Origin of the sequence: Amycolatopsis sp. WAC 04197, from assembly GCF_003947475.1 — a bacterium.
GTDB classification, from domain to species: Bacteria; Actinomycetota; Actinomycetes; order Mycobacteriales; family Pseudonocardiaceae; genus Amycolatopsis; species Amycolatopsis japonica.
Map to the genome: position 1 here is coordinate 156,146 of NZ_QHJK01000005.1, position 14,033 is coordinate 170,178.

At 68.3% G+C, this 14,033-nt stretch carries 14 protein-coding genes; 7 read left to right on the plus strand and 7 right to left on the minus strand.

Annotated features, from left to right (window positions below; all coding sequences use genetic code 11):
• Nucleotides 1-86 precede the first annotated feature (86 nt).
• On the plus strand, nucleotides 87-956 hold the full coding sequence (locus DMC64_RS21285; RefSeq protein WP_125734951.1) for an aldolase: 870 nt from the start codon (nucleotides 87-89) through the stop codon (nucleotides 954-956).
• A 20-nt stretch (nucleotides 957-976) separates the two neighbouring features.
• Nucleotides 977-2,461, plus strand: a complete 1,485-nt coding sequence (locus DMC64_RS21290; protein ID WP_125734952.1) for a CoA-acylating methylmalonate-semialdehyde dehydrogenase — start codon at nucleotides 977-979, stop codon at nucleotides 2,459-2,461.
• A gap of 343 nt (nucleotides 2,462-2,804) precedes the next feature.
• Here DMC64_RS21290 and DMC64_RS21295 read toward each other — a convergent pair whose 3' ends face one another.
• Entirely contained in the window at nucleotides 2,805-4,193 is a 1,389-nt protein-coding gene (locus DMC64_RS21295) for an amino acid permease (RefSeq protein ID WP_125734953.1), read from the minus strand.
• 170 nt (nucleotides 4,194-4,363) lie between these two features.
• On the opposite strand from DMC64_RS21295, the gene DMC64_RS21300 reads away from it, so the two are divergent.
• The 3 genes from DMC64_RS21300 to DMC64_RS21310 are packed head-to-tail and all read left to right on the plus strand — an operon-like array spanning nucleotide 4,364 to nucleotide 5,995.
• A complete protein-coding gene (locus DMC64_RS21300; protein ID WP_125734954.1) occupies nucleotides 4,364-5,269 on the plus strand; it encodes a glutaminase in 906 nt (301 codons plus the stop codon).
• A 37-nt stretch (nucleotides 5,270-5,306) separates the two neighbouring features.
• A complete protein-coding gene (locus tag DMC64_RS21305; protein ID WP_125734955.1) occupies nucleotides 5,307-5,789 on the plus strand; it encodes an MSMEG_6728 family protein in 483 nt (160 codons plus the stop codon).
• Nucleotides 5,786-5,995: a DUF2945 domain-containing protein gene (locus tag DMC64_RS21310; protein ID WP_125734956.1), complete on the plus strand. Its 210-nt coding sequence runs from the start codon at nucleotides 5,786-5,788 to the stop codon at nucleotides 5,993-5,995. The genes DMC64_RS21305 and DMC64_RS21310 overlap by 4 nt, the downstream gene beginning before the upstream one ends.
• A 6-nt stretch (nucleotides 5,996-6,001) precedes the next feature.
• Here the strand turns inward: DMC64_RS21310 and DMC64_RS21315 are convergent, their stop codons facing one another.
• Both DMC64_RS21315 and DMC64_RS21320 read right to left on the minus strand, forming a co-directional pair.
• Complete coding sequence (locus DMC64_RS21315) at nucleotides 6,002-6,421, minus strand: hypothetical protein (RefSeq protein WP_125735115.1); 420 nt, start codon at nucleotides 6,419-6,421, stop codon at nucleotides 6,002-6,004.
• A gap of 29 nt (nucleotides 6,422-6,450) precedes the next feature.
• The gene (locus DMC64_RS21320; RefSeq protein ID WP_125734957.1) at nucleotides 6,451-7,308 is read right to left on the minus strand and encodes a LysR substrate-binding domain-containing protein; all 858 of its coding nucleotides are present in this window, start codon (nucleotides 7,306-7,308) and stop codon (nucleotides 6,451-6,453) included.
• 82 nt (nucleotides 7,309-7,390) lie between these two features.
• Here DMC64_RS21320 and DMC64_RS21325 point away from each other — a divergent pair, with 82 nt between their 5' ends.
• A complete protein-coding gene (locus DMC64_RS21325; RefSeq protein ID WP_125734958.1) occupies nucleotides 7,391-8,332 on the plus strand; it encodes an MBL fold metallo-hydrolase in 942 nt (313 codons plus the stop codon).
• Here DMC64_RS21325 and DMC64_RS42985 read toward each other — a convergent pair.
• The 4 genes from DMC64_RS42985 to DMC64_RS21340 form a co-directional block, all read right to left on the minus strand.
• Complete coding sequence (locus tag DMC64_RS42985) at nucleotides 8,279-8,455, minus strand: hypothetical protein (RefSeq protein WP_199755049.1); 177 nt, start codon at nucleotides 8,453-8,455, stop codon at nucleotides 8,279-8,281. The genes DMC64_RS21325 and DMC64_RS42985 overlap by 54 nt on opposite strands.
• A 146-nt stretch (nucleotides 8,456-8,601) precedes the next feature.
• Nucleotides 8,602-9,375 (minus strand): hypothetical protein, encoded by a 774-nt coding sequence (locus tag DMC64_RS21330; RefSeq protein ID WP_125734959.1) that lies wholly within the window; start codon nucleotides 9,373-9,375, stop codon nucleotides 8,602-8,604.
• Nucleotides 9,362-10,897, minus strand: coding sequence for a substrate-binding domain-containing protein (locus tag DMC64_RS21335; RefSeq protein WP_125734960.1), 1,536 nt, complete (start codon nucleotides 10,895-10,897; stop codon nucleotides 9,362-9,364). Before DMC64_RS21335 ends, DMC64_RS21330 begins: the two co-directional genes overlap by 14 nt.
• The gene (locus DMC64_RS21340; protein ID WP_125734961.1) at nucleotides 10,894-12,132 is read right to left on the minus strand and encodes a hypothetical protein; all 1,239 of its coding nucleotides are present in this window, start codon (nucleotides 12,130-12,132) and stop codon (nucleotides 10,894-10,896) included. Before DMC64_RS21340 ends, DMC64_RS21335 begins: the two co-directional genes overlap by 4 nt.
• 170 nt (nucleotides 12,133-12,302) lie before the next feature.
• Here DMC64_RS21340 and DMC64_RS21345 point away from each other — a divergent pair, with 170 nt between their 5' ends.
• A complete protein-coding gene (locus DMC64_RS21345; protein WP_125734962.1) occupies nucleotides 12,303-13,958 on the plus strand; it encodes a glutamate--tRNA ligase in 1,656 nt (551 codons plus the stop codon).
• The last annotated feature ends 75 nt before the right edge of the window (nucleotides 13,959-14,033 follow it).

Consider the following 14,033-nt stretch of genomic DNA (forward strand, 5'->3'; position numbering starts at 1 on the left):
GACTATGACCTTATGTCCATATGTCTTGACAAAGTCTCCGGGTGCTTGCGATGGTCGAAGGACCACGCGAGCCGGGAGGTACGAACGTGTCGGACACAGTGCGCCGGATAGTCGCTGCGCGAGTGCGAGATCCGGGAGCCGTCGCGGTGGCGGCCGCCACCCGGGTCCGGGCGAAGTCGCCGTTCAACGACAAGGGCCGCACGATGATCATCGCCGCGGACCATCCGGCTCGCGGCGCGAACGGCGTCGGCTCCGACCCGCTCGCGATGGCCGACCGCGGCGAACTGCTCGACCGCCTCGGCCTGGCGCTGGAACGGCCCGGGGTCACCGGCGTGCTGGCGACGCCGGACATCATCGACGATCTGCTGTTACTCGGCGTGCTCGACGGCAAGACCGTCATCGGCTCGATGAACCGCACCGGACTGGCGGGATCGAGTTTCGAGATCGACGACCGGTTCGCCTGCTACGACGCCGAAACGATCGAACGGATGCGTTTCGACGGCGGCAAGACGCTCACCAGGATCTGTCTCTCCGATCCGGCGACGCCGAGCGTCCTCGAGAACACCGCGAAGGCGGTCAACGACCTCTCCGACCGCAAGCTGATCGCGATGGTCGAGCCGTTCCTGTCGGACTGGGTCGACGGTCGTCTCCGCAACGACCTCTCCCCCGACGCCGTGATCCGCTCGATCACCATCGCCTCCGCCCTCGGCCGCTCGTCGGCCTACACCTGGCTGAAGCTCCCGGTGGTGAAGGACATGGAGCGCGTGCTGGCCGCCTCGACCTTGCCCGCGGTCCTGCTGGGCGGCGAGGTCAAGGACCCCGACGCCGCGTTCGCCGCCTGGCAGCGGGCGCTCGCGCTGCCGACCGTGCAGGGCCTCGTGGTCGGCCGGTCCCTGCTGTACCCGCACGACGGCGACGTCGCCAAGGCCGTCGACACGGCCGTCGGACTGCTGTGAACACCTGTGGAGGACAACGCGTGAAGACCATCGACCACTGGATCAACGGCGTCGCGACCACGGCGGGCTCCACCCGCACGGCCCCGGTGTACGACCCGGCCGTGGGACAGGCGCGGGCGGAGGTGCTGCTCGCGGAACCGTCCGATGTGGACACCGCAGTGGCCGCCGCGGCCAAGGCCTTCGAGACATGGGGCGATTCGTCGCTGTCACAGCGGACGAAGGTGATGTTCGCCTTCCGCGAGCTGCTGGTGAAACACGAGGACGAGCTCGCCAGGATCATCTCCGCCGAACACGGCAAGGTGATCGACGACGCGCGCGGCGAGATCGTCCGCGGCCGCGAGATCGTCGAGTACGCCTGCGGGATCGCCGACGCGCTCAAAGGCGGCTTCTCCGACCAGGTCTCGCGGGACGTGGACGTGCACGACTTCCGGCAGCCGCTCGGCGTCGTCGCCGGGATCACGCCGTTCAACTTCCCGATCATGGTGCCGTTGTGGATGCATCCGATCGCCATCGCGACGGGCAACACGTTCGTCCTCAAGCCGAGCGAGCGGGTCCCGTCCGCGTCCCGGCTGGTCGCCGAACTGTATGCCGAGGCGGGGCTGCCCGACGGCGTGTTCAACGTGGTCAACGGGGACAAGGTCGCGGTCGACGCGATCCTGGAGCATCCCGATATCGCCGCCGTGTCGTTTGTCGGGTCGACCCCGATCGCCAAGTACGTCCACGAACGCGCGACGGCCACCGGCAAACGCGTGCAGGCGCTGGGCGGGGCCAAGAACCACGCCGTCGTCCTGCCCGACGCGGACCTGGAGTACGCCGCGAACCACCTCACGGCGGCGGCGTTCGGTTCCGCCGGGCAGCGTTGCATGGCGATCTCCATCGGTGTCGCCGTGGGGTCGGCCGGGGACGGGCTGATCGAGGTACTCAAGCGCAAGGCCGCCGAGATCAAGGTCGGGCCCGGCCACGAGGCGGGCAACGACATGGGCCCGGTGGTCACGGAGGCCGCGCGGCGGCGGGTGATCGACTCCGTCGCCCGCGGGGCGGAGCAGGGCGCGACCGTGGTCGTCGACGGGCGGGAGCTGCGGGTCGCCGGGCACGAGGACGGGTTCTTCGTCGGACCGTCCCTTTTGGACCATGTGACCACGGAGATGGCCGCCTACCGCGACGAGATCTTCGGGCCGGTGCTCGGGATCGTCCGCGTGTCCACACTGGACGAAGCGATCGCGCTGATCAACGCGAACCCGTACGGCAACGGGACCGCGGTCTTCACCGGCAGCGGCGAGGCGGCGCGGCGGTTCCAGCGGGAGGTGAAGGTCGGGATGATCGGGGTGAACGTGCCCATCCCGGTGCCGATGTCGTACTACTCCTTCGGCGGGTGGAAGGACTCCCTCATCGGCGACAGCCCGATCCACGGCCCGGCCGGCGTGCGGTTCTACACGCGGGCGAAGGTCGTCACCACGCGGTGGCCGCATTCCACCGCCGGTTTCCACTTCCCGACGTCCAGCTGAACGCCCGCGTTTCGTCCTCTGAATGCGATCGCGCATTCAGAGGACGAAACGCGGGGTGTCAGCGCCAAGGGTTTCTCAGGTGGCTGCTGAATATGGCGGCAGGTCCGTGAAGGCCTCCTTGCCTACCCTGAAGGCAAGGAGGCCTTCACGGACTACGCGATCGCCACGTGTGCCCCACCTGCGACACCAACCACAGCGGTCGCAGTGGTGGCGCGCGAAGGCCTCCTTCACTCGGTTCAGCCGAGGAAACTCGCCCTCCATCCTTCCCCAAGTACATGAAGGCCCCCTTCCTTGCGTCTAGCGCAAGGAAGGGGGCCTTCATGTACTGCGAGGGCGACGACGGTCAGCGCACCTCTTGCCGTTGCCGTTTCCCGACGATCCGCCAGCCGACCGCCAGCACCACGACCAGCACCGGGATCGAGTAGAAGGCGGTCTTCTCGGCGCCGTCGGAGAAGCCCATCAAGACCACCACCAGCGCGAGGAAGCCGAGCGTCGCCCAGCCGCTGTAGGGCGCCCACGGCATCCGGTAGGACGGCCGTTCCAGCTCGCCGCGCAGCGCCGCCTGGCGCAGCCGCAGCTGGCAGAAGATCAGCGTCGCCCAGGTGGTGATCACGCCGAGCGACGCGATGGCGATCGCGATGTCGAAGGCGTCCTTCGGCACCAGGTAGTTGAGCACCACGCCCAGCACATAAGCGCCGGATGTGAACAGGATGCCGCCGTAGGGCACGTGACGGCTGCTCATCCGGCCGACGAACTTCGGCGCCTCACCCTTGTCCGCGAGCGCGCGCAGGATGCGGCCGGTCGAGTAGAGCCCGGAGTTGCAGCTCGACAGCGCGGCGGTGAGCACGACGGCGTTCATCACGTCGCCGATCCCCGGGATCCCGAGGCGGCTGAACACGGTGACGAACGGGCTCTCACCACCGTTGTAGAACGGCCACGGCAGGAGCATCGCCAGCAGCAGCACGGATCCCACGTAGAACACGCCGATCCGCCAGACGACACCGTTGATCGCCTTCGGCAGCACCTTGCGGGCGTCCTTCGTCTCGCCGGCCGCGATGCCGACGACCTCGATCGCGGAGTAGGCGAAGATGACCGCCTGCAGGGTCATCAGCGCGATGCCGACACCGGCCGGGAAGAATCCACTGTGGGCGGTCAGGTTGTGCACGCCCGCGGTGGTGCCGCCGATGTCGGCGCTGGTGAGCACCAGCCCGAGGGCGGTGACCAGGAAGACGACGATGGCCAGCACCTTGACCACCGAGAACCAGAATTCCAGCTCGCCGAACAGTTTCACCGAAAGCAGGTTCACCGCCAGCAGGACGCCGAGCGCGACCAGCGCGGTGATCCACTGCGGCACGTCGGGCAGCCATTTGTGCACGTAGATCGCCACCGCGGTGATCTCCGCGATGCCGGTCATCGCCCAGTTCACCCAGTACATCCAGCCGGAGGCGAAACCCGCCCACGGCCCGATGAACTTGCGGGCGTAGGTGACGAAGCTGCCGGAAGACGGCTCGTGGAGCACGAGCTCACCGAGGGCGCGCATCACGAAGTACGCGGCGATACCGCAGAGCGCGTACGACAGGACCAGCGACGGCCCGACCTGGTGGAGCTTGCCACCGGCACCGAGGAACAGCCCGACGCCGATCGCGCCGCCGATGGCGATCATCTGCACTTGGCGGTTGCCCAGTGCTTTTGAATAGCTTTCACCTTTTTCGGTGAGCAGCGAGGAATCCATGGTTGCCAGACGCTAGAGCGTGTGCGGCACGTCACCAACATTGCTAAGGAAGACTTAAGGTGTGCGGGACGTCACTCTGCCGGTTTAACGGGAATTTCCTTTTTCGATTTGACAAATTCACCCGCGAACCCCGATCGTCGCGCGCGAAGGGGCGCTTCTACGCTACGGCCGTGGACCTCGCAGCGCTGCTGGACCGGATCGCCGACGACGTCGCGCCGGAGATCGGCCGCGGCTCCGTCGCGGACTACATCCCCGCCCTGGCCAGGGTCGAACCCGGCCGGTTCGGCATGGCGGTGGCCGAAGTGGACGGTGGGCTGCACGGCGTCGGCGACTGGGAGGTGCCGTTCTCCATCCAGAGCATGTCCAAGGTCTTCACCTTGGCGCTCGCGCTCTCCCATGGCGACGGGGTGTGGGAAAGGGTGGGCCGCGAGCCGTCCGGAAACCCGTTCAACTCGCTGGTCCAGCTCGAGAACGAGGACGGAATCCCCCGCAATCCGTTCATCAACGCCGGTGCCCTCGTGGTGACCGACGAATTGGCGCATCACGGCGACGCGGCGGAAACCCTGCTCCGGTTCCTCCGGGAGGAAAGCGGGCGCGGCGGCATCCGGATCGACGCCGAGGTCGCCGCGTCGGAGGCCGCGCACGCCGACCGCAACCGCGCCCTCGCGTATTTCATGGCGTCGTACCGGAACATGCGTCATCCGGTGCCCGCCGTCCTCGACCAGTACATGCGCCAATGCTCGATCGCGATGAGCTGTGGCGACGTCGCACGGGCGGCGGTGTTCCTCGCCCGCCACGGCGTGCGCAACGACGGCAGCCGCCTGCTCGAACAGAGCGCCGCCAAGCGGGTCAACGCGGTGATGCTGACCTGCGGCACCTACGACGCGGCGGGCGAATTCGCCTACCGTGTCGGGCTTCCTGGCAAGAGCGGGGTCGGCGGCGGCATCGTCGCGATCGTCCCCGGCCGGTGCGCGATCTGCGTCTGGAGCCCCGGCCTGGACCCGCGCGGCAACTCCGTCGCGGGTGTCGCGGCGCTCGACCGGTTCACCACCCTGACCGGCTGGTCGATCTTCTGAGCGGTTTGGATCCGCGCCGACGGGGGAAGCCGCCGGTGTGCAGACGTTTCTCCCGTGCGCTGATTTCCGGGCCTCCGCCTCCGTCCTCGACCAGCGGAGGCTCGGTAAACAGCGGGTGGAAACCATCCAGGTGCTGCGCGCGCTGACGGTGCCGGGATACGGCTGGCGGCATCATCCGGCCGCGGCGATGTGGGCCGGCTACGAGGAGGCGCTCGTCCGGTACGGCTTCGACATCTGCGACATCTGGTGCGAGACCGGCCGCCAGGACACCTGCCGCCAAACACTGCGGCTCGACCTGCTCCGCGCCACCGGACTCGACGAGGTCCGCACCCAGGACCGGCTCGCCGACGCGAAGGAGCTGCCGCCCTGGCTCGGCGACGCGGATTTCCACCGCAGCCATCAGTCCGCGCTCGTCCGCAAGGAGCCGGGGCACTACCGGGCGAGTTTCCCGGACGTCCCCGACGACCTGCCCTACGTCTGGCCGGCGTCGGACCGTCCACGACGAGAAGGAGTGCGATGAGCAAGCGATTCCGCAAAGGCGACAAGGTCCGCTGGAACAGCCACGGCGGGCAGGCCGAAGGCGAAGTCCTGAAGGAGATCACTTCCGACACCGAAGCGGGCGGCCGCACCGTTCGCGCGTCCGAGGAGGAACCGCAGTACCTCGTCCGCAGCGACAAGAGCGGCGGCGAAGCGGTCCACAAGCCCGAGGCACTGGAGAAGCTGTGAGCGGAGTCAGCCGCTCGAAGGCCGCCCCATCTCGTGTCCCGGCCGTCCCTCGGTCCGCCGCCGGCGCTTGATCCGTTCTTCGTGCAGGTGCCGCCGCCCGCCGGTCAGGTCACCGGTCACGTCGCGCGTCATGTCGCGATAGGCCGCGTAGTAACCCTCGTCGTACTCCTCGATCAGCTGGAACGTCCACCGCTCGGGCAGCACGTTGAGCCCGACCAGCTCGGTCTGGATCCGCTCCGCCCACTCGGCGTGCCCGGCCTTCCGGAGGGCTTCGACGGCCTCGCCGAGCGCGAAGTCGGCGGTTCCGGTGAGGTGGTGGAAGGCGTACAGGTGGCCACGCGCCTGTTCGACCGTTTCGAGGGCGAAGACCAGTTTTCCGACGGCGTCGATGGTCGCCTCGTCGGGTTCTGAAGATGAGTCCGGCATGCCGGGGAAATGCCCCCTCGCCGTCACTTTCACACCCCGTCGGCCGCGATCCGCGCGAACGAGCGGATCAGCGGGTTCTCCCGTTCGGTCACCCACGCGACGACCAGCGGGCTCGGTGGCATGTCGGCCAGCGGCACCCAGGTGAGGCCGTCCGGCAGGGCGTGCCCGAGCGGCGCGATACCCGCCGATCCGTTCCACAGGACGGCTTGCAGGCATTCGCCGACCGTGCGGACCACCGGTCCGGACGGCCGCTCGCCCACGGGCGTCGCCCCGTTCCAGTACTCGCGCCACCGTGGATCCGTGCCCTCCGGCAGCTGGAACCACGGCCGACCGGCGACATCGGCCAGCCGCAGTGTCGCGCGATCGGCGAGCGGGTCGCCGGTGCGCAGCACCAGCCCGACCGGATCCGAACGCAGGACCCGCACGGTGAGACCGGTTTCGTCGAACGGCGAGCGGGTCAGCGCGACGTCGGCCAGCCCGGCGCGGAGGCCGGTGGTGGGATCGGTGAAATCCGCCTCCCGGAAGCGGATCGAGACTTCGGGATGCCGACGCCGGAACGCCGCGGCCAGGCGGATGCCCGCCTCCCCCGCGCCGTCGGCCAGGGTGCCGACGGTGAGCGTCGCGGGGCCCGCCGTCTCGATCACCCGCGCGCGGGCGCTTTCGACCTGGTCCAGCAGGGTGCGGGCCTCGGCGTACAGGGTGGTTCCGGCGGCCGTGGGCTCGACGCCCGCGGCCGACCGGAGCAGCAGGACGACCCCCAGGTCGTTCTCCAGCTGCCGGATGGCCCGGCTCAGCGGCGGCTGGGTCATGTGCAGCCGCGCGGCGGCCCGGCCGAAGTGCCGTTCCTCGGCGACGGCCACGAAATAACGCAGCAGACGAAGCTCCATCACCGGCGATGATACCCATCAGGTATCGGCGCGTGGAGATCGGTCTTGGACGGCGCCCGAAAGCCGGCACGACAGTGGGGGCATGCCCTTCGAACCACTCACCCACGAACCCGCCGTCGAGCCCGCCCAGGCCGGGGAGATCGCCCGCGACGTCGTGGTGATCCCGAATCTCGGCGTCGACCTCGTCCCCAACATCGGCGTCATCGGCGGCTCGCATTCGGTGCTCGTCGTCGACACGGGACTCGGTCCTCGCAACGCCGAGAAGGTGCTCGCCTTCGTGGCCGAACACGCCCGCGGCCGCAGGCTGTACCTGACCACGACGCATTTCCATCCCGAACACGCTTTCGGCGCACAGGTCTTCGCGGACGAGGCGACCTATCTCGTCAACAGCGCCCAAGCCGCGGATCTGGTCCACAAAGGACCTGGCTACCTCGAGATGTTCCGCGGCCTCGGCACCCCGGTCGCGCGGGCGCTGGACGGCGTCGACCTCGTCACCCCGGACGTGGTCTACGACGACGAGTACGACCTCGACCTCGGCGGGCGGGTCGTGCGCCTGGCGGCCACCGGACGCGCCCACAGCAAGGGCGATCAGGTGGTGACCGTGCCCGACGCGGGCGTGCTGTTCACCGGGGACCTGGTCGAGACCGGTCAGTTCTCGATCTTCCCGTGGTTCCCGCCGTACGACACCGATGTCTCGGGACGGCGCTGGATCGAAGTGCTGGAACGGCTGGCCGCCGCCGGACCGGACCTCGTCGTCCCTGGCCACGGCGACGTCTCCGGACGCCGGATCCTCACCGACGTCCGCGAGTACCTCGAACTGCTGCGCGACGAGACCTGGAAGCGGCGTGATTCGGCACTCCCCGAAGAGACCATCGCAGCGGAGGTCGAAGCGCTGATGATCGAACGCCACCCCGAGTGGGCGGGCCGGGACTGGATCGCGAAGGGCGTCGGTTGCTTCTGCGCCGATCACTCAGGCCATGAGGCAGCAGGCACCGGTGAAGCAACCGAAGGCGCCTCCGCTTGACGCGTTCTTCCAGTTGTCGAAGCGGTCGATCACGAGTTCGACCTCGGCCTGCCCGGCCACGGTGACATCGATGGCGGAGTCGGCGAAGAAGCTGCGGATATCGTCGGCAACAGTGGTCTTCATGGAAGATCTCCCTCGAACCTGCGGTGTTGGATACCGAAATCGTGCAGGTTCGGGCCCCGGCATCGACAGTGCGAAGCGCCACGGACGACGTGTGGCTTTCGACTGCTCCACTCGTGTCAACCGGGCGACGCGAGTGGAGCAGCCGGCTATTTGAAGATCGCGATGGGATGGACGACGAGTTCCCCGGTCTCGGGGTCCCAGTCCTCGACCTTGCCGAGACAACGCGCCCGGAACGCGCCGGCGGGCGCGGAGTCCCGCAGATCGCTGGTCACGCAGGTGAACCGGATCCGCCTGCTCCGCTCCGGATCGTCCGGATTCCCGTACGGTGCCACGAAAACCGTCTCGGTGTCGGTCTGGGAGCGTTTACGGAACAGGCCCTTCACGGAGATGAACGCCTCGACGCCGCGCAACCTGGTTTTGACCTGCCGGGTGCTCTCGGGGCCGTCGGCCCAGCCGAGTTCCTTCACCAGTGCCCGGTTGTGGGCCAGTTCCTGCTTCGTCAAATCGACGTAGATGATGTCGTGGTGCTTCTCCAGCACCTTCGTCACGATGCCGATCACCGTGATCGGTTCGGCCTTGCGGATGTACCGCCGGAACTCCTCGTCGGTGTCGGTGCGCTCCGATTCCCCTTTCAGCGGGCCGAATCCGCCCGAACCCCAGAACCGCCAGCCTCGGCTTTTCCGTTTCTCGACCTCCTGTTCCAGCGCCTCGTTGTAGCGATGCAACTGGTAGAGGCCCATCACGGATTTCGTGTGCAGGTAGAAGCCGATACCCCGGATCATGCCCTGATCGCCGTCGGACCGCGCACGGCGCCAGTGCTTCACGAAAACGACGATCGCGACGAGGAAGGCGACCACGGTCAGCACCCAGACCGCGAGCCACAGCCCCCAGACGTCCCACCACAGATTATCGGCAGCCACGGATCTCCTTGAAGGCGTCGAGCAGCGATGTCGTGTTCGCGTCGACCATCCGGCCACCGGTGGCCACGGCCGCGCGCTCCAACTCGGCGGGATTCGCCTCGCCGAACCGGATGGTGTACGTGTGCACGCCCGGATCCCTTGGCGCGCGCAGGAATTCTTCGAGACCGGGGCCGGTGTTGCTCTCCCCGTCGGTCATCAGCACGATCGAGACGTCTCCGCCGGGCTCGGCACCACGATGGATACCCGCCTTCGCGTACGCCTCGCCGAGCGCGGACCAGACCGCGGTGTTGCCGTCGAACTCGTCGGCCGCGATGAAGGCCCGCAGCGCGTCGAGATCACCGGGTCCGTCGATGGTGAACTCCTTGTCCCCCAGTATCTTCCCGCCGAACCGGAGGACCGTCAGCCGCTCGCCGCGGTGGAAGCGGTCGAACCCGCCGTCCGGACCGCCGCTCAGCCCGGCGAAGGTCGCGCGGAGCGCGGCGATCCGCGGCCCCTTCATCGAACCGGAGAAGTCCAGCACGAAGATCACGCGCCCCGGCGCGCGGGAAGCGGACGCCGCGTAGTCGTCGAGGAGTTTGTCCACGACGGCCTGTTCGTCCGGGAAGTACAGCGAGTTCCCGATCGAGGCCGGCAGCCTCGGATCGAGCCCCACCTCGCCGGTGATCGGACGGCGAAGGGTCCGCTCCATCAGTTTCTTCTGCGTCGCCGGGCTTCTGAGCCAGGAGACGACCTTGTCGTACGCCTCCCGTTTGGCCGGGTCGAGCAGCAGGACCGGGTAGTCGGACTGGACGATGCCGTCGCGCGGATACACCAGCTCCAACGGGGTTTTGAGCCTGCCGCTCGCGTTCAGGGAGAGCAAGGTGGACTCGTACCCGATGATCGCGTCCACGTCCTGGCGCTCGGCGAACCGATCGGCCACGGCGGCCGAAGTGTCCGCCGTCAGCGTGTGCCCGGTGCGGAAGCCCTGGAGTTTGTCGCATTTCACGTCCTGGAGGCGCAGCGCAGCGCCGGTGCCCGCGGCTGCCGTCGCCACCCCGACGAGTGAAGTGAGCCCGCTGGTCGATTTGGCCGGATCCGCCATCGCGAACCGGAAGCCGCCGCCGGCCGCCGCGTCCGCCAGATCCGCCCATGAGAGCTTGCCGTCCGGTTTGCCTCGGCGCAGTTCCGCCGCCTTCGCCGGGGTGATCCCGACGATGACCGGCGACACCATGGTCTTGGTCGCGAGCGGCCGTTCCCCCTTGTCCCCCGACTGCCGGTGTTTGAGCTGGAAATACCGGTCGGTGGAAAGCCAGGCGAGATCGTGCGCGGCCTTTCCCGGAGTGAGGGCGGCCGCGGCGTCGATCGTTCCCCGGAAATCCATTTCCAGTTCGATTCCCGTTTCCGCGCGAAGGTCGTCGAGAATCGGCCCGAGATCGGCCAGCTCCGAACTGGCCAGCACGCGCAGCTTCACCTTCTGCCCACCGCTCGTACAGGCGGCGACCACCAGGAGCAGGCAGCACAGGATCGCGACGAGCCGCTTCACGGGCAGTCCCCGACCGTCTTGATCATCTCTTCCAGCACCGGGTTGTCCGGCAACGGCGTGGTGCTGTCGTCGGTGGCGATCTCCGGCGCCGGCAGCCCCTGTTCGCGGAGGAACTCGTACAGCCGCGTGCTTTTCGTGCTGCCCGCGGGGGTCGCGACGCCGAAACCGAGCTCCATCGCGCGGCGCTGCAGCTCCGGATCGAAGGTGATCAGCTCGCCGAGCCGTTCCGCTTCCGGTTTCAGCGCCAGGAACTGGGGTTTCGTCAGGATGTCGTCCTTCGGGTACAGCAGGACCCGGTCTGGGTCCGGCCGTCCGCTCTGCGCCTTGGCCCGCAACTGCATGGCGAGGTATTGATGCTCGTAGATGACGACGATCGGCTTGTCCCCCTCGGCCAGATTCGCGTACGACTCCGACAGATCCGCCGACGGGAAGCCTTGAGCCGCCACGAGCGGTTTCACCCGGTTGGCCAATTCCTTCGCGGCCGTGAGGTTCGGCGGCCCCGCGGGAGCCCCGGCCGGACGCGGGTCGACGACCGGGACCTGGCGGCCGTTCTCCAGGAACGCCAGCAGGATCAGGTACGTCGCGCCCGAGTTGGAGTCGCAGATGTTCGAGGTCTGGGCGAGCACCCTGTTGCCGTTCTCCGCGCCGAAGCGCCTGATGCCGAGCGAGTCCCAGGTCTGCCCTTTTCGCAGGGTCTCGATGAACTTCTCGGTGTCCAGCCTGTAGTACAGCGGTTCCTGTTCGCCCTCCGGTTTCGTGGCGATCTTGTTGCTCGCCAGCGTTTCCGCGTAGCGGCGATACGTGGCGAGGACGATCGGGCTGGTGAACGGCTGCCGCGCGCTGCCCGTCCATTGGTCGGCCCTCGACCGCCGGACGAGACTCGCGGCGGGCTCGCCCGACATGAACACGAAGTCGTACTGGCTGAGGTCGTGGGTGGCGACGTCCCGCGAGCCCGCCCTGGTCACGTGGACGCGGATGTGGTGGCGCATCAGGATTTCCTGGATCTTCGCGTCCTCGAAGAGATCCGATTTGGAGCCCATCTTGCCGCGCAGGACGAGCGTCTGCTGGAACGGCACCACGATCGTCCCGCTCATGAGCAGGGCGATCAGGCCGGTCACGGCCAGGGCCAGCGCGGGCCCGAAAGTGCGGAGAAAGCGACGGCGCAGAAAGAACGCCGAGGGTTTCGGTCGGATGGTGAGCTGGGGTTCTTCACGAAGCGAGCTATCGGTGGTCACCGATTTCCTCCCCGAATGTCCGGCAAGCCCATTTTACCGGGGAGCACCGACGGAAAAGCACGTCTCGATCCGGCTTCGGGACCACCCTCACCAGGCCCGGAGGCCGGACGGTTAGGCTCTTCGGTGGCGAAAACCGCCATGCACCACGACGCCGGGAGATCTGAACCGCCATGCTGGACCGAGCAGTCATCGACGCCCTCTTCCCCGCCGACCTGCCCGAGCCCGAGCACTGGGAACAGCGTTACCCCGCCCGCGAGCTGCCCGAGGGCGCCCTGGTCACCCGGTTCGGCCCTTCGCCGACCGGGTTCGTCCACATCGGCGGGGTCTACGTCGCCACCATCGACCAGGACGTCGCCCGCCGCAGCGGCGGCCGCTACCTCGTCCGGGTCGAGGACACCGACCGCTCCCGCGAGGTCGAAGGCGCCATCGAGCAGTTCGAGCGCGGTTTCGCCTACTTCGACCTCGCCGCCGACGAGGACATCCACCGCGGCGGTGACTACGGCCCGTACCAGCAGTCCGAGCGCGAGCAGATCTACCTGACCTACGTCCGTCACCTGCTCCGCTCCGGCCGCGCGTACCTCGACTTCGCGACGAAGGACGAGCTCGCCGCGATCACCGCCCGGCAGCAGGCGACGAAGCTGCCGACCGGCTACTACGGCTCGTGGGCCATCTGGCGCGACGCCGACCCCGCCGACGTGCAGGCCAAGCTCGACGCCGGCGACCCGTACGTCGTGCGGTTCCGCGCGCCGGACGACACCGGCGCCCGCGCCCGGTTCACCGACGCCATCCGCGGCCCGCTGGAGGCCGAGGCCAACCGCAACGACGTCGTCATCCTCAAGAGCTCCGACCAGAGCCCGCGGCTGCCGACCTACCACTTCGCGCACGCCGTCGACGATCACCTCATGCGGGTCAACCTGGTCATCCGCGGCGACGAGTGGATCTCGTCGGTTCCGGTGCACCAGCAGCTGTTCGACGCGCTCGGCTTCGAGCCGATCACGTACGCGCACATCGCGCCGCTGATGAAGCAGGAGGGCGGCAGCAAGCGCAAGCTGTCGAAGCGCAAGGACCCGGAAGCGAGCGTCGACTTCTACATCGAGTCCGGCTACCCGACCAAGGCCGTCCTGTACTACCTGCGCGGCCTCGCCAACGGCCGTCTCGCCGAGCTGCCGCTCGACCAGGCGCTGGCCGAGCCGATCAACCTCGACGAATGCGGGGTCGCCGGCCCGCTGGTCGACCTGGTCAAACTCGACGACATCTCGGCCGACCACATCGCCACGCTGACCGGCGCCGAGATCCTCGAGGAGGTCCGGGGCTGGGCGGAGCGGTTCGACCCCGAGCTGCGGACCGTCCTGGACGCCGAGCCGGACCTCGCGCTCCGGGCGCTCGCCGTCGAACGTGACGGCGCCGAGAACCCGCGCAAGGACCTGAAGAAGTGGAGCGAGTTCCGCGCCGTCTACGGCTTCTTCTTCCCGCAGCTGCACGCCGCCGTCGCGAGCCCCGACGACGAGCGGATCACCGCGCTCGGCGTCGACCGCGCGGTCGTCCAGGCCGTGGCGCGGGACTTCGTCGAGAACTACCAGCAGCTCGACGACGGCCAGGAGTGGTTCCAGCAGATCCGCGACGTGGCCGCGAAGCACGGCTTCGCGAAGAACGCCAAGGAGTTCAAGAAGAACCCCGAAGGCTTCCCTGGCTCCATCCGCGAGGCTTCGCAGATCATCCGGATCGCGATCACGGGCTCGACCCGGAGCCCGGACCTGCACTCGATCACCCAGGCGCTGGGGCGCGAGGAGACGCTGGGCCGGTTCGCCGGCCTCGTTGCCGAGTGACTCGTGACCTTGCTCGACTGAAGTCCGTGAAGGCCTCCTTGCCTACCCTGAAGGTAGGGAAGGAGGCCTTCACGT